This is a genomic window from Agrobacterium sp. 10T429, from assembly GCF_056393925.1.
In genome coordinates this window covers 107,858-121,708 of the sequence record NZ_JBFTGV010000002.1, presented here as the reverse complement: position 1 = coordinate 121,708, position 13,851 = coordinate 107,858, and the positions used below count along the sequence as shown (strand labels likewise).

General features: G+C 57.9%; 17 protein-coding genes and 2 tRNA genes. 4 read left to right on the top strand and 15 right to left on the bottom strand.

The annotated features are described in order from the left end of the window. Positions 1-5 precede the first annotated feature (5 nt). From AC1DCP_RS05580 to AC1DCP_RS05555, 6 genes are read right to left on the bottom strand one after another with little or no spacing between them, the layout of a single operon-like run. A complete protein-coding gene (locus AC1DCP_RS05580; protein WP_476774172.1) occupies positions 6-1,628 on the bottom strand; it encodes a terminase large subunit in 1,623 nt (540 codons plus the stop codon). Continuing rightward, positions 1,628-2,020, bottom strand: a complete 393-nt coding sequence (locus AC1DCP_RS05575) for a P27 family phage terminase small subunit (RefSeq protein ID WP_476774171.1) — start codon at positions 2,018-2,020, stop codon at positions 1,628-1,630. Before AC1DCP_RS05575 ends, AC1DCP_RS05580 begins: the two co-directional genes overlap by 1 nt. Continuing rightward, positions 2,017-2,331 carry a head-tail adaptor protein gene (locus AC1DCP_RS05570; RefSeq protein ID WP_476774170.1) on the bottom strand — a complete coding sequence of 105 codons (315 nt, stop codon included), beginning with the start codon at positions 2,329-2,331 and terminating at the stop codon, positions 2,017-2,019. Before AC1DCP_RS05570 ends, AC1DCP_RS05575 begins: the two co-directional genes overlap by 4 nt. Then, positions 2,331-2,744 (bottom strand): DUF3168 domain-containing protein, encoded by a 414-nt coding sequence (locus AC1DCP_RS05565; protein WP_476774169.1) that lies wholly within the window; start codon positions 2,742-2,744, stop codon positions 2,331-2,333. The genes AC1DCP_RS05570 and AC1DCP_RS05565 overlap by 1 nt, the downstream gene beginning before the upstream one ends. Then, a complete protein-coding gene (locus AC1DCP_RS05560; RefSeq protein ID WP_476774168.1) occupies positions 2,744-3,172 on the bottom strand; it encodes an HK97-gp10 family putative phage morphogenesis protein in 429 nt (142 codons plus the stop codon). Before AC1DCP_RS05560 ends, AC1DCP_RS05565 begins: the two co-directional genes overlap by 1 nt. Then, the gene (locus AC1DCP_RS05555) at positions 3,162-3,464 is read right to left on the bottom strand and encodes a head-tail connector protein (RefSeq protein ID WP_113048679.1); all 303 of its coding nucleotides are present in this window, start codon (positions 3,462-3,464) and stop codon (positions 3,162-3,164) included. The genes AC1DCP_RS05560 and AC1DCP_RS05555 overlap by 11 nt, the downstream gene beginning before the upstream one ends. A gap of 145 nt (positions 3,465-3,609) precedes the next feature. Between AC1DCP_RS05555 and AC1DCP_RS05550 the strand changes: the two genes are divergently transcribed. Further along, complete coding sequence (locus AC1DCP_RS05550) at positions 3,610-4,077, top strand: hypothetical protein (protein ID WP_476774167.1); 468 nt, start codon at positions 3,610-3,612, stop codon at positions 4,075-4,077. A 38-nt stretch (positions 4,078-4,115) separates the two neighbouring features. Here AC1DCP_RS05550 and AC1DCP_RS05545 read toward each other — a convergent pair whose 3' ends face one another. From AC1DCP_RS05545 to AC1DCP_RS05515, 7 genes are all read right to left on the bottom strand, one after another. Then, positions 4,116-4,460, bottom strand: a complete 345-nt coding sequence (locus AC1DCP_RS05545) for an HNH endonuclease signature motif containing protein (RefSeq protein ID WP_476774166.1) — start codon at positions 4,458-4,460, stop codon at positions 4,116-4,118. After that, complete coding sequence (locus AC1DCP_RS05540) at positions 4,457-5,083, bottom strand: hypothetical protein (RefSeq protein ID WP_476774165.1); 627 nt, start codon at positions 5,081-5,083, stop codon at positions 4,457-4,459. The genes AC1DCP_RS05545 and AC1DCP_RS05540 overlap by 4 nt, the downstream gene beginning before the upstream one ends. A 4-nt stretch (positions 5,084-5,087) precedes the next feature. Then, positions 5,088-6,641: a phage major capsid protein gene (locus AC1DCP_RS05535; RefSeq protein ID WP_476774164.1), complete on the bottom strand. Its 1,554-nt coding sequence runs from the start codon at positions 6,639-6,641 to the stop codon at positions 5,088-5,090. Continuing rightward, positions 6,638-7,033 carry a gene transfer agent family protein gene (locus AC1DCP_RS05530; RefSeq protein WP_476774163.1) on the bottom strand — a complete coding sequence of 132 codons (396 nt, stop codon included), beginning with the start codon at positions 7,031-7,033 and terminating at the stop codon, positions 6,638-6,640. Before AC1DCP_RS05530 ends, AC1DCP_RS05535 begins: the two co-directional genes overlap by 4 nt. A 67-nt stretch (positions 7,034-7,100) precedes the next feature. Beyond that, positions 7,101-8,249, bottom strand: coding sequence for a phage portal protein (locus tag AC1DCP_RS05525; RefSeq protein WP_476774162.1), 1,149 nt, complete (start codon positions 8,247-8,249; stop codon positions 7,101-7,103). A gap of 619 nt (positions 8,250-8,868) precedes the next feature. After that, positions 8,869-10,548, bottom strand: coding sequence for a site-specific integrase (locus tag AC1DCP_RS05520; RefSeq protein WP_476774161.1), 1,680 nt, complete (start codon positions 10,546-10,548; stop codon positions 8,869-8,871). Positions 10,549-10,568: 20 nt separating this feature from the next. Continuing rightward, positions 10,569-10,645: transfer RNA gene (locus AC1DCP_RS05515), tRNA-Pro, on the bottom strand. A 265-nt stretch (positions 10,646-10,910) separates the two neighbouring features. Here AC1DCP_RS05515 and AC1DCP_RS05510 point away from each other — a divergent pair. Together AC1DCP_RS05510 and AC1DCP_RS05505 are read left to right on the top strand one after the other, a co-directional pair. Further along, positions 10,911-11,216 carry an ETC complex I subunit gene (locus tag AC1DCP_RS05510; protein ID WP_003495468.1) on the top strand — a complete coding sequence of 102 codons (306 nt, stop codon included), beginning with the start codon at positions 10,911-10,913 and terminating at the stop codon, positions 11,214-11,216. A gap of 51 nt (positions 11,217-11,267) precedes the next feature. Further along, a tRNA-Arg gene (locus AC1DCP_RS05505) sits at positions 11,268-11,344 on the top strand. A 7-nt stretch (positions 11,345-11,351) separates the two neighbouring features. On the opposite strand, the gene AC1DCP_RS05500 is transcribed toward AC1DCP_RS05505, so the two are convergent. Beyond that, on the bottom strand, positions 11,352-12,089 hold the full coding sequence (locus tag AC1DCP_RS05500; RefSeq protein WP_065659271.1) for a DUF429 domain-containing protein: 738 nt from the start codon (positions 12,087-12,089) through the stop codon (positions 11,352-11,354). 64 nt (positions 12,090-12,153) lie between these two features. Beyond that, positions 12,154-12,309, bottom strand: a complete 156-nt coding sequence (locus tag AC1DCP_RS05495) for a hypothetical protein (RefSeq protein WP_003515963.1) — start codon at positions 12,307-12,309, stop codon at positions 12,154-12,156. Positions 12,310-12,546: 237 nt separating this feature from the next. Here AC1DCP_RS05495 and AC1DCP_RS05490 point away from each other — a divergent pair, with 237 nt between their 5' ends. Further along, positions 12,547-13,845: an efflux RND transporter periplasmic adaptor subunit gene (locus AC1DCP_RS05490; protein ID WP_065687401.1), complete on the top strand. Its 1,299-nt coding sequence runs from the start codon at positions 12,547-12,549 to the stop codon at positions 13,843-13,845. The last annotated feature ends 6 nt before the right edge of the window (positions 13,846-13,851 follow it).

Sequence of the window (13,851 nt, the reverse complement as noted above, 5' to 3'; positions counted from 1 at the left end):
TTTCCTTATGCTGCTTCTGACCAAAGGCGGTCGTATTCGTCGGGGTCCATGTCGAGGATTGAGCGGCGGCTATCGTTCGCGGCGGCGCGTGATACGGCCATTGCTGCGGCAACTGCACCGTCAATGCGGTCGGTCTTCTTGCCCTTGTGCATCCGAACAAGGCCGGTATCGTTCCGGCTGGCGACAACGCTATCGAAGTGATGGCGAAGAACCGGGTGTCCGTTGTGGCGGATGCTGAAGCCGTTCACGACGCGCTCAAGGGTGCCGATGGCCGGTCCCATAGTGAGCGGCCCCTGCCGCATCTCGATTGCGGGCAAGCCATCATCATGAAGGCGCTGCATCGTCATGCGGGCAAGATGCGGGTCGAACGCGATTTCCCGCACGTCGAACCGGGCGCAAAGCTCGCGAATATGGGCTTCGACGGCTTCCGGCTGAATAACCGGCCCATCAACCGCAATAATGAACTTGTCGTCGCGCCAACGCTCATAAGGAACCCCGTCGCGAATACCACGCTCGCGCAAATCATCGCCCGGAACAAAGAACCACGGGTGAGTGAAAACACGCCCGTCGCTGTGACGCCACGCGCCCACAACTGCGGTCAGGTCGCCGTTGACGCTCATGTCTACGCCGAGATAGGCCGGAAGTGACTCAAGATCGGTAAGGTCGAAGTTCGGATCATGTCCGGCATCGTATGCGGCCATACTGAAAAGCGGTTCGCGGGAAGCGGCCTGCCAGGTGTTGAGGTTATACTGAAGGAAGGCATAGCGTTCCTGCGGACGGTCGCGGGCGTCGGCTACAAGGTCGCGGAATTCTTCGACCGACACGAAACCGTCTGCAAGGCCGGGGTTCGCCTTGTGCCACGTCGCCGGGTCTTCCCAATCGTCGCCGGGTTCGGCCATAAACAGGATAGGCAGATAGGACGGGTTAACCTTCTCGCCGCTGGCGATCTTGCAAGCGTTTAAATACTCGTCATAGAGCAAGTTTTCCTGTCCAGCGCCTGCCGTGGTGCAGATGATCGTCAGGGGGCGCTTCTTCACGCGRGAAGACTTCAGGGCCTCCCAAAGCTCGCGGCCCTTCCATACGTGCAGTTCGTCGGCGAGGATGAAAGTCGGGGAAAGACCGTGCGCCTTGCCACCGTCTGAAGACATGACTTCAAGCGTGGCCTGCTTCACCGGACATTCGATCAGCTTCTTTGCATTCTTGGCGTCATAGATGCGAGTTCCGGCAATCAGCCGCTTATCCATAAGGATAATGTTCCGGGCTTCCTCGAAACCAATCTTGCCCTGATCGCGATCCTTTGCCGCGAAGATTGCCTGTCCACCGGGAGCGGCTTCCGGGCCGATGGTGTGAAGCAAGGCGAGCGCTGCGGCGAGGCTGGTCTTGCGGTTGCCACGCGGAAGAAACAGCAAGACCGTCTTCACGATCATCGTGCCGTCAGAATTGCGCGGCCCGTATATGCGGCGAATGATACGTTCCTGCCACCGGGTCAAGGTGAAGAAGCTGCCCGGCGCACTGCTGGCAGGATGCTTCAGAAGGCGAAGAAAGCGCACGGCGCGCTCGCCGTGGCCGAAAGGATCGTCAATCGGACTGTTGTCGAATACCCATGCCGGATAGGTGCTGCCCGCCATTACTGCACCATGAAGGGGTTGCTGGCGTCGTCATCGTTACCGGATGCACTGCCGACGCGGGCGCGCGATACTGGCGACAGGCCATATTCGGCGGCAAGCTGCCGTGCCGTCTGCATGGCGCGGTTCTGCATTCCGAAGAGAACCTTGTCGAGCGGGTCCGGCGATGCCCGGCGCGCTGCTTCAATCTCACGGATGATGCCGCGCGACATGCAAAGTTCTTCAATGCCGCTAAGGTCTGACTTCGTGACGATGCCGCGTTCAATGAGGCCCGGCATAATTCGCTTCCATTCGTCGCGCGCGTAGCCGGATAGGTGCTTCGGTGCCGAAGGTGCCGTCTTGAGCGCGTCACTGTCACGGGAAATAGCGGGCTTCACACCACGGGTATGCGTCATGACGTGGCAACCGCCCGCAGTTCGAGGCCGCGCCGCCTGCCGATTTGAGTGATTTCCTTCAGGTCATAGGCCGCGCCGTTGTAGGAAATCCTGTTTGCAGTCGTGATGCCCGGCAGATACCGGATGCGGAAAATCACACTGCCGTTCTCTGCCGCGCCATAGCCGGTCAAGAATTCGGTCGCCGACTGCTGCACGATCTCGGCGCGCGCGGTGTCAATAATCGTCCAGGCGGATGAAACCGCGCCGGTCGGGCCTACGGTTTCAAGCTGCCGTTCAAGGGTGATGGTGCGATCAAGCTTCCCGGCACGCATCAGATAATCCACCGGATGAGGGCTTCAACGGACAGAACGCCGTGACCATATGACGGGTCAGGGTCGCGCGGATAGACCGCCCGCGTGATGCGGAAATGGTCGCAATACCCGCCTTCGACGGTCATGGGCTTGTCGAGGGCGGTGGTCACTGCGAACGCGATTTCCTTGGCCGCGTCCTCGCCCGCGTCCAATGTCCAGACATGCAGGTCCATGTAGACCCACGCCGCGCGCTGGGCGGTGTAGTCCTGCCCATGCAATTCGGTGGTGCCGTTGCTCATGATGATGCACGGCGTCTTGTCAGGTCGCGAACCACCGGCCCGGATATGGTCTGCCGGAACAAAGGCGCTCACTGCCGGATTGGCGACAAGGGTGGCACGGATAGCCGTCTGAAGTGCGAGGGACGGTTCGATCATTACTTATTCCATGCGTCCTTCACCGCCTTCTTGGCGGCACGGGTTAAGGCCTTTTCGTTCTCATCGCGGGTAAGCCGGAAGCCGGGCCAAAAGAATGCCTGCGCTTCGGTGTCTGCGGTGCCGTATTCGACAAGGTGTGCGTAACGGACATCGGCGTCGCCAACCGTCACAATCACTTCGGTTTCACCGGCAACACGCGAGCCGCCCGGCTGAGAATATGGCGGGGTAGACCGTCCCGGTAGCGTGACGGAAATGCTATCGATAAGCGCGCCGGTATCGCGACTGCGCTCCGCAAGCAGTTCAATTGCATTTGCGAGGTTGTGGCCTGCCTTGATCAGCGCCGGGCGCACGGCCTCACGCGGGGCGCGCTTGATGCGGTCGAAGGCTGCGAGGGTCGAAGCAAGGCCGTTGTCGTTCTTATTCGCCATTGCCGAACCAGTTTTCGCGGTAAGAATTGGCGATATTGGTCACGCCGAGCGGCGCAAACTGCATGGAAATGCCCGCCGCGATGGCTTCCCGCTGCTCATAATAATAGGCGACAAGTAACAGCGCCGCGCGCTTCAGGTCTGCCGGAACGGGATCAAGATCGTCGAGCGGCTTGCCGATGTAGTTGGAAATCCAAGCATCTGCGGCTTCGATGTAGAACGAAATCAGTTCGTCGTCGGTCGTGCCGTCGATATTCAGGTGTGATTTCGCAAGCGAAAGCGGGACGCTGTTCATGCGTTTTCGGCCTTTCCAGAAAAAGTTATATTCGGCGTCTCTTGTAAGGTGCTCCCCGCGCCGGTCCCCTCGATGCACGGAAAATTCATGACCACCCCGCTATAGGGCGAACGCATTCGTTTGTTTCGTTATCGGGGTATTTTGCGTGAGTGGGGAATTCTGGAGTGCGGTGGGTGCTATTGCCACCATCATGGGCGCGGCATTTGCGTATAGACAGTTGCGAGGACAAAGGGCGAAACTGGCCATTGAAGTTTTCGCTCGAGGGACCATTCAAGATGGTGTGCCAATCCATGATGGCCCACTTCTTTTGGTATCCATTGTAAATACGGGCGGAACGGTAATCGGTATCGACCGACTTGAGGTTCATCGCTACCGAACCACCCTTGATCGGTTGATGGCGCGCGTCGCCAAAGTTCATCGATGCGAAGAGCCAAGTATTCGAGGGAGCAACGCAGCAGATGCTCTTCCATACGGATTGAAACCGGGCGAGCGCTGGACAGGGACGCCGAGAACGGAAGCATTGTATAGTGAATTCCGCAGCGGTGATCATTGGTTCGCAATTTACATAGCGGGTCAAAAGCGTCCGCTTTTGCGGCGAATACCCAAGTCGTGAGGCAACTCTAGAACGGAGGCAGCGCAATCCCGTAGACGTCATGGCTTGTGTTCCTGCCGCTGCTTGATTGAGTTGTGGCAAGGTGCGCAAAGGGGCTGCCAGTTGGCGCGGCTGTTGAACAGGTTCCGGTCGCCACGATGCGGGATGATGTGATCCACGACGGATGCAGGCTTGCCGCAACGGGGCATGGCGCAATGCGGGTGCATGGTGAGGTATTCGGCGCGGGCCTTGCGCCATGTGTGGTCATAGCCACGCGCACGCGCCGAAGGGCGGCGTGCATCGTGGCGGGCGTTGCGCTCGCGGGTCGCGGCGCGCTGGCATTCACAAAGAACGCCATGCGGCACAATGCGGCCACAAGAACAGATGCGTGGCGGCAAGCTCATGCGCGACCACCGATCTTTGCCTTGAGGGCGCGAAGCCCGGCGCGGTCAAATTCGGGATCAAGGCCAGCTTCCACGTTACGTGCGGCCTGTTCGGGGTCGGTCTGCTTGTCTTCCTTGGCGTCGCTGCTGCCGTGAATGGCATTCAGCTTGCCGATATGGCCGGAATAGGCGCAGTCGATTTCAGTAGGCGTGGCGTTCCATGCCGCATCCGGTGTCCAGCCAAGCCAGCCGGTCGCCTTCTCATAGAGGTCGGCGTAGTAATCCGGCCATGACACGGGCTTCCCCGGTAAAGTAAGAGCGGACTTACTTGCCTCCCTCATCGGGGCCGGGCGTAACATCATGACAAGCTGAAGGAGCGGTGCTTGCACGGCGTCGAAGAAAGAGGAAAGCGGCTTTCCGGGTATGCCAGCCAAGAAAGCCGCCGCATCCTGCGCGGAGGATGAAGCCGCAAGGATGATTTCGGAAATGATCGTGAAGCTGCCTTCGTCCAGCGCCCGGAACATTGCGGGGAAGCCGGAGCGTGCTTCAAGGGTAGTTGCGGCCCGCAAGGTTGGGCGAAGCGTCACGGTGTTGCCACCGTGCGCAATCGTTACCTGCTCATATGCGGGCCGCTGGTAGGTCATGGGATTACGCCGCTACCTTGAGCTTCACGAAGCGGTCGGGATGCGTCACGTCAGCGCCAACGCGCTTACGGGCGTGGAAGCGAACCTGCCCCTTCGCTGCAAGGCTGTAGGGGTCGCGGAGCGTGGACAGACCTACGCGGTCGATGATGCGATAGCCGGACAGGTCGCCGAAGAGGATCGGGAACTTGCCAGCGCCGATGTCGTCCATGTCGGGCATTTCGACAATCGGACGGCCAAGCAGGGTCATGACGCCACCTGCCGTGATCGGATCAAGCACGAGATAGCGGCCCGTGCCGTCCTTCCACTGCCGGATGAGGGACAGGGTGTTGCGGTTCATGAGCCAAGCGCCGTTCTGGGCGTGCGACGTGGCAATCTGGTGATACATGCCGATGATCACGTCGGCAGGGTTCGTGGACGGGAAGGCAGCGGCAACGCCGGTCTTCACTTCCTTGATGCCCGTTGCGGTCATGATGCCGCGCGGCTGGCCGGTGCCAGTTCCCTTCACGAATGCAACGCCTTCGGTCTTGCCGAAGCTTTCGGCGTAGTCGGCAAGAAGCTCGCCTTCGAGGCCATAGGCATTGTCTTCGAGAAGCTGGTTCGAAACGTCGGTGAACGTCGCTAGTTCGAACGGGGTCAGCGTGACCTGTTCGAAGGTCATGCCGCTTTCGGTGCGGTCTTCGGTTTCCGCAACCCACGTTGCGGCAGTGCCGGACACGCGGCGCGGATACTTGATTTCCGGTGCCGAGATATTGACGACGCGGGCATAGGAGCGGATCGGCGAGTATTCGTTCAGCAGCTTGATAAGCTCGCTGCCGAATTCTTCCGGTGCCAGGTATCCGCCGTTTGCGTCGGTCGAGACCGTGAGCGCCTTGACTTCATCCGGGCTGATACGTTCGATTCCACGACGGAGATAGGAGACGAACGCCTTCTTCTCGCTGTTTTCGTTGTCGCTTACCGGATGGTTGTTGTTCGCTGCGAGCGGGCGGTTCGCCTTGGCTTCCAGCTTGTCCATGCGGGCCTTGATGGCCTTCACGTCTTCTGCGGAGATAACCGGGTCAGCCTTGGCTTCCGGTGCGTTCTGCATTTCTTCTTCCATGTGGTTTCCTTCGATGATTGACTTGACGACGTTGACGCGCGCGCCCGGATGAACCGGACGACGGCAAAGACTGATTTCGTTGACTGTGATGGACTTGAAGACGCGGCCACCTGCGGCGCGCGGATCAAAGCCGGTGTGACGGAAGCCGATAGACAAGCCGCCGATCTTCCCGGCCTTTAGCTGCCGGTGTGCATCGCGTGCGGGACCAATACCTTCCACAAACAAGCGGCCCTTCACTTCAAGGCCGTTGTCTGTTTCAGTGTAGGTTTCCCAGACGCCGACAACCTTCTGCTGGTCATGCTCCATGACCATAGGGACGCTGTTCGCGAAGGCTATTGTTCCCTTCTCGATCACGTCACCAACGCTATCGGGGGAACCGAAAGGCCATGCGATGCCGGTCACAGCGCCAGTATCATCGATAGAGACTTCAGCCTTGATTTCGAGGTTCTCTGCTGCGATCACAGGCCGGTGTCCTTCAGGGCTTCATTGACGGCGGCGCTCATGTCACCTGTGGCTGCGGCCTGTCGCAATTCGTCCTGGGATATCGCCGGGGTGTCCGGCGTGCCGTTCCAACGGGCGTCCAGAATGTCGAAGGCCAGCGGAAAAACTTCCATGATCGGGCGCGGCTTTGCGTAGGTGTCGACAAGGGTCTGGGCGGCCAGCGGGGACGTGCCGCCACCGATAAGGCCGGTGCGGATGATCTCGATCATGTCAGCGAAATGAAAATGCTGCCGCATGAACCGGGCATAGAGCGCCGCGATACCGACGCCGGTCGTGCGCTCCAATTCGAGAATCATTTCGGTCGTGAGGGCGAAGGTCTTTTCGCCGTCACCAAAATAGGCGGTATGGCGCATCAGGACTTCGTTGCCTTCTCATAGGCTGCAAGGCGAGCTTCGAGCGAAGCCACAAGCTGGGCGATGGTCATGCGTTCTCCTTCGGCGGCTGGCGATCTGCCGGGCCGGTCGTTGTGGTGGTCGTGTAGGGGTTTGCCAGTTCGTCACCGCCCGGCATTGCAGGCAGGTTCATGGCGGCGCGCACTTCGTTAGAGGTCATGGCGCGCATGGCGACAAGCTTACCGAAGATTTCGGCGCGGCCCGCTGCATCGGCGCGCTGAAGGTCGTCAATGACGAATTCGAAATAAAGGGTGTCGCGTTCTTCGTCGGTCAACAGGACCGTAGCGAAAGCGTCCTGCCACTTGTCGAGCCAAGGCCGAAGGCAAAGCTGAAGGAAGGAAGCCGCCATCTGTTCGGCGTTGCTCCATGTCGCACGCTCAAGCTGATAGAGCATGTGCGGCGGGACGCCGAAGATACGAGCAATTTCGTTGATCTGTTCGAGGCGGTTTTCGATGAACTGCGCATCGGTGCTGGTCATGGCAGGCTGTTCGAACTTCCAACCGCCGTCGATAATCAGCGGATCGCCGTTCACGCTAGCCTTCCACTTTCGAAACGACTTCAGAATGGCAGTGATCGTCGCTGTTCCGGCATCGCCGCCCTGCTTCTGCTCGTTCGTGAAAACGCCGCTGGGCCGTGCGCCGGAACCGAAGAACTGCGAGGCATGGCGTTCCAGAACGGCAGCAACGCCAATAGCTTCCCGGCCAAGCTTGACGGGCGAGACGCCACCGAATGCCGGGATGTAGAGAACGTCACGATAGGAAAGGCGCACCTGCCCGCGCGTGGTCGAAACCAAGTAATAGGGTTCGCCGTCATCCTCGACGTTGCGCTGCACCTTCGACGGGTCGAGGCGGTGAAGTTCAAGGGGGCGATCATCGGAGGCGCGGACAACCTGCGCATAGCCAGCACCATGCAACAGCGCGTCGATGGTGAGATCGATGCGAAGCTGCCCGGCGCTCGTCCAGTCGTTCGCCCGGCTATGGGCAATCTTGTGTGCGCTGTGATCCTTGGCGGCTTCCTTGCTGTCACCTGCTTCGCGGTAGAGCTTGCAAGGGAGCGATCCGATTGTTTCGGATATCAGTCGGACGGCATGAAGAACTGCCGGGACGTGCATCGCGGAGTTACCAGTAATGACAACGCCGGATGCAGTAGGGATCGACCCGAAGATTTCGCTGATCATAGGATCAGTGAGGGAATACGCCTTCTGTTCTGCCTGTAAGCCAATAGCCCTCTTTGCATTCGATACGATATTGGCAAGCAGCAAGCGATCCGTCCTCAATTAACTTGAGGAGAGAGTCTCATATCAGGACTCACTTGTGAATCCCAAAAATGATTATTTTCCTATTGAATAGGAATTATTTCTTATATTTATTGTTATGGACCGAGGCTGACTCCCTGTCGCACAAGCGCATACACAATTCCCGTAGACACCCCTATGCTCCAAACGGTTGACACGACAAACAAAGATATGAAGACGCACTTCGCAATCACACCACGCCCTTGAAGTAAATACAGATAGTGTTCAGTTGCCCATCGGATGGAGAAAAATACGAATACAACCGAGAGACAGGCGAATGTTATGCCAATGACAGTTCTCGCGCCCGAAAGTGAGAACCTCAGCCAACTTGTAAATAGATTGCCATCTTTAGGAGTTGCATCGTAAAATTTTGAAATAAAAACAAAAAAAACAGCTAGAAAACCTAATCTGGTCATAACTCCCGCAAAATCTGATATGCGTTTCAAAACATCGAAGCTACTTAAAGATAGGAATGCTCTCTTCAAAAATGTTACCACGGCAATCACTCCACCACAGTATTGTTGACAATAATATCTCGCACCTTGTGCATCTGTTCGGCAATTTCGAGCAACCGGAGATCGCTGCCACCATAATCATCTGCGGAAGAACCGGATGAGCGACCGGTGATATAAAGCGCCGCCTTGTGGCTCACGCCCGCGAACAAGGCGTCTTCGAACAAGTGCCGGAAGCCGTGATTCGGCGGCGGCATGTCCTTCCGGTTTGGGAACACCTTCTCGTGAATCCATTCCCTGATGCGCTGGTCTTCATTCTCACCGCCCGGAAAGAGCTTGCCCTCTGGCTGCTGGTTCACCCATTCAATGAAGCCTTCGTTGATGAGCGCGCGATGCACCGGCACCTTGCGGCCCTTATGTGTCTTAGTGTCCCTGCCCTCACCGACACGGATATGGATGAACCAATGGCCTTCAATCTTTGAGATGTCTGCCTTTTCCAACGGCGTGATTTCATTCACCCGTGCGCCGGTATGGGCAATGATCCACGGTATCCAACGATTGCTTGCACGTGTGGCGGTGCGGGCGAACTCCAGAAAGTGCCGGGCGTCTTTCAACGAATAGGTGCGATCAGCGCCATCGCCCTTCTCAACGTGCGGAAGCTCCAGCGCCGCCCATGGATCACCTAGCGGAAACATCCGCTTTTCCGATTGCATGTTCGCCCAGCCCATTAGGGTGCGGATAACGGTGATTTTGTCCTTAACCGTCTTCCGGGACAGCTTGCCAGCCTCAAGCATATGGTCGCGCCACGCCTTGCCATCGGCAAGCGTGATCGTCCCTACTTTCTTGTTCCTGCGGAAATGCTCAAAGTCGTATTGTGCGACACGATATTTTTCGAGAGTGGATTTGGATTTCGGGCGACCCAAGCCCAAGGCGGCGCGGCGCTCTTGCTCGTCGATCACCATATCGAACGTCCAATGATCGAACGGCTGGATTTCGCGCTCGGTAGCCCGCTCTGCTTCTTCCTGCTCGATGGCTTCGACCAAAGCAGGATGTTCCGGCTTGCCGGTGAAATCGCCGTCGTCACGCTCCGCTATTCGAGAAAGCCCCTCAAGTTGCGCAATGGACAGCGCACGGGCAACCGTGCGGAAGTCGGGTGCATCCGGTCGAGCGTTCGGCGCATCTGCGACGTGCAGCGCCTGAAGGCTGGCACTGACGAGTTCGTGATACTCTTGATCCGAAAGACGCCCGGTAACGCCATCACGAAGCCTCGCCACCACCTGCTCGTCGGGATAGCCGTGCCGGGAATATCGGTGGTCGGCATTGCGCATGTCCTCGTCATATTCGATCATGCTGCGATACTGCCGCACCATGAGCTTCGCCGGGTCTATAGGATCGCTGACCACGGCCACCTGCCTTCCGGTGTCCAGCGCGTAGGCTCTAGCAGCCTTGCGAAGTTCTTCCTTGAAGACCGCGACATGATAGTGGCTGTTCTCCTTAGCCGTGCGGAGATCGCCACCGAGAGCCTGATAGAATTGGTGCTTGCCGGAAAGGTATGGTCGAAGCTCAGGCTTGATCGCACACGGACACAATATCGTCCGTCGATAAAATGCAGATATTGGGGAAGCTTGCGTGTCTTGTTTTTGCTCATGTCCGAACCCGTTTTGTAACGAGATTTGTAAGGGTAGTTCGGACAAACATGCTGGAAAATCAATATGATTCCAGAATTTCAAGCACTTACATTACAAGAAAATGGTCGGAGTGGAGAGATTCGAACTCCCGACCCTCTGGTCCCAAACCAGATGCGCTACCAGACTGCGCTACACTCCGCCGAGGCGATGGCTGGGGAATACACGGTTCACCCGCAGTCCGCAACAGGGAAATTCATCTTTGTTGAGCCCATTGTCTCGATTATTGAAAACTCATGCAACGCGGTGGGACCGTGAAGAGGTCGCAAAGGATAATCGTCTTGACTCTCACATGGAGTCGGTCCATTTCAAATTCAGCGTTCCTGACACGATTTGGTTATTCTATTCAGGTACGTGAATAGTAATCCGGGGCGCATGCCCCACCGCCCAACCGGAGCAGTTTCGACATGTCTGCGAAGATTTACCGCCCTGCAAAGACCGCCATGCAATCCGGCAAGGCGAAAACCAATGTCTGGGTTCTGGAATTCGACGCTGAGGTCCCGCGCAAGATCGATCCGATCATGGGATACACCTCGACATCCGACATGAAGCAGCAGGTCAAGCTGACATTCGAGACGCAGGAACAGGCCGAAGCCTATGCGCAGCGCAAGGGCATCGAATACCGCGTCATCCAGCCAAAGGAAGCAACCCGCAAGGTTGTATCCTACACGGATAATTTCCGCTTCAACCGCACCCAGCCCTGGACGCATTGAAGAAGACGCACTGAACGATTTTCAGCCGGAGCAACAATAGTCCGGCACGACGGCCCCTTAGCTCAGCTGGATAGAGCGTCGACCTTCTAAGTCGAATGTCGCAGGTTCGAATCCTGCAGGGGTCGCCATCTTGATCTAAACTGCCGCTTTCGGAATCCAGATCGCGGAAATGTCGTCGCCATACGGCACTGCCTCACTCTCCAAAGCACAAATCCCGACCCAGGCGCACACGACGGCATCCATCTTGTCCTCGAAAGCCTTCATCTCCCATCCCTTTGCATTCGTCGCGGGAATGATGAGTGCATCGGCAACCCCACCTATCCGTCGATCCAGATGTGCGATGATGAAAGACCAGACCTCGAGGAGTTTGGCGCGACGGTCTGCGGACGTATCCGACCGCCAGTAGCTGCCGACTTTTCCCTGCTTATACGGAAGCCGTTTCGCGGCGTTGGTCAGTTCAACGAGCGCAGGGTGCGGGTAGACTTCGAGCAGACCAGGACTGCTGATTTCCCTGGTTAATAACGGATATCCCGCAAGTTCAAACCCCATTTTAAGATCATCACTGACCTTGCCGGGCCTGATTGCATTTGGGGTGTGGGTGCCGCATTGCCGGGAACCATAGGCGGAAGACACCAGATTGTCAGAAGCACGGCGGGCAGTAATCGGTTGATGCGAGAGCGGCATATCAATCGTAACGAGATCGATCTTGCATCCCGCAAGGGCTTCTGCGGCCGCCAGAAGCGCCGATGCTTCAGCAACTGATCCCCTTGGGCGATCAGCGAGAACCGGGATATCGGTTCCACAGGCAAGGAAGCCGACGTAGGAAGATGCGGCGGCACGCAGCGTCCAGCCTGTTCCATCGTTGATGACCAAGGCGACCCCGCTTGGCTGGGTAACAGTCCATGCGGCATCTATACCCAATACGGCTTTCAGAGCGTCACCCCTGCCCGAACAGCGTAAAATACCCCCAGGCGGCGGCAAAAAAAGCGATGATGGCGGCGATCGTCAGGGCTTTTTTCGATTTTGGCCCAAGCGGCTGGCGCGGCTTTTTCGGGGGCGCCGGTTTGCGGAACTTCACCACATTGTCGTTCATTATATCATCGTCCTGCATGTCGCTGCTGAAAACCGGCGCCACATCAATGGCATCGGCCTTTTCGGATTTATCTCTAGCAGACCAGAGCTATCATAAATATTACCAAGTTTTCACTTCCCCCTTTGGGCAAGCTATGTCACTTCCCACAATCAGAGGAATACAAACAGCGACAGACGGACCGGAAACAGGGGTTGGAAACAATCCTCTGTGGTATTTTGAATTTTGCGGGTGACGAAAATGAATGACGCCAACACCAATGGCCGCGACACGGAAAACAGCCAGCCCGATCTGCGGGACATTCTGGGTACCAGCAGGTCAGGTAGAAAGAAGAAGTCGCGCCGCTATCTCTATGCCGCAGCAGCCGTGGTGCTGATCGGCGGGGGCCTTGGTTATTATTACCAGTCGCGTGCCGCAGGAGTCGCCTATACCTACACCACGGAAGCGGCGAGACAGGGCGACCTTTCCGTCATCGTAACCTCCACCGGCTCAGTCCAGCCGACCGATCAGGTCGACATATCCAGCGAATTGTCCGGCACCATTCGCAAGGTCAACGTTACCTATAACAGCCCGGTCAAATCAGGCGATATTCTGGCGGAACTGGACACCAACAAGCTGGAGGCCGACGTGCAGAGCGCCCGCGCCAAGCTTGCCTCCGCCAAGGCCAATGTGCTGAAGGCGCGCGCCGATCTCGGCTCAGCGAAAACATCGATGGAGCGTCTGCGGTCCCTCGTCCAGAGCCGGGTCTCCAGCCAGCAGGATCTGGATGCCGCGCAGTTCAACCACGATGCCGCCGGCGCCACGCTGCAGGTCAACGAGGCGACCGTGCTTTCGGCGGAAGCGGATTTGCGGCTGGCCGAGGTCAATCTCGGCAAGGCGAAGATCGTCTCGCCCATCGATGGTGTCATCCTCACCCGCAGTGTCGATCCCGGCGCCACCGTTGCCTCCTCGCTCAACGCTCCCGTGCTGTTCACCATTGCTGGCGATCTGCGCCATATGGAATTGCAGGTGTCGGTGGATGAGGCGGATGTCGGCAAGGTTGAAACCGGGCAGAAGGCCACCTTCAACGTCGATGCCTATCCCGACCGTAGCTTCCCGGCTGAAATAGAGACCGTGCGTTTCGCCTCCGAGACCGTGTCTAACGTAGTGACCTACAAGGGCATATTGACGGTGGACAATGAGGAATTGCTGCTGCGCCCCGGCATGACGGCAACCGCCAATATCGTCGTCGAGGAGATCAAGGATACCCTGCTTGTGCCGAATTCCGCGCTCCGATATACGCCGCCGCGCGAATCCGCCTCCCGTGGCGGTGGCTTGATGAGCCTGTTCCGCCCTCCCCGCATGGGCCGGTCGCAGAACCGCGATGCCGGTCCGGCCGCGACAGGCAAAAGAACGGTGTGGGTGCTGCGTAACAACACACCAGTCTCGGTTTCGATCGAAACCGGCTCCACCGATGGCCAGCATACCGTGGTAAAATCGGGCGAGTTGAAGGCCGACGATCTGGTGATTACCGACGCCTCAGCCCGCAACGCCGGCTGACGGAGG

Coding starts and splice junctions, on each gene's coding strand:
- AC1DCP_RS05575 (WP_476774171.1), bottom strand. CDS start 2,020: ATGACGCATACCCGTGGTGTGAAGCCCGCTATTTCCCGTGACAGTGAC.
- AC1DCP_RS05570 (WP_476774170.1), bottom strand. CDS start 2,331: ATGCGTGCCGGGAAGCTTGATCGCACCATCACCCTTGAACGGCAGCTT.
- AC1DCP_RS05565 (WP_476774169.1), bottom strand. CDS start 2,744: ATGATCGAACCGTCCCTCGCACTTCAGACGGCTATCCGTGCCACCCTT.
- AC1DCP_RS05560 (WP_476774168.1), bottom strand. CDS start 3,172: ATGGCGAATAAGAACGACAACGGCCTTGCTTCGACCCTCGCAGCCTTC.
- AC1DCP_RS05555 (WP_113048679.1), bottom strand. CDS start 3,464: ATGAACAGCGTCCCGCTTTCGCTTGCGAAATCACACCTGAATATCGAC.
- AC1DCP_RS05545 (WP_476774166.1), bottom strand. CDS start 4,460: ATGAGCTTGCCGCCACGCATCTGTTCTTGTGGCCGCATTGTGCCGCAT.
- AC1DCP_RS05540 (WP_476774165.1), bottom strand. CDS start 5,083: ATGACCTACCAGCGGCCCGCATATGAGCAGGTAACGATTGCGCACGGT.
- AC1DCP_RS05530 (WP_476774163.1), bottom strand. CDS start 7,033: ATGCGCCATACCGCCTATTTTGGTGACGGCGAAAAGACCTTCGCCCTC.
- AC1DCP_RS05525 (WP_476774162.1), bottom strand. CDS start 8,249: ATGATCAGCGAAATCTTCGGGTCGATCCCTACTGCATCCGGCGTTGTC.
- AC1DCP_RS05510 (WP_003495468.1), top strand. CDS start 10,911: ATGTCTGCGAAGATTTACCGCCCTGCAAAGACCGCCATGCAATCCGGC.
- AC1DCP_RS05495 (WP_003515963.1), bottom strand. CDS start 12,309: ATGAACGACAATGTGGTGAAGTTCCGCAAACCGGCGCCCCCGAAAAAG.
- AC1DCP_RS05490 (WP_065687401.1), top strand. CDS start 12,547: ATGAATGACGCCAACACCAATGGCCGCGACACGGAAAACAGCCAGCCC.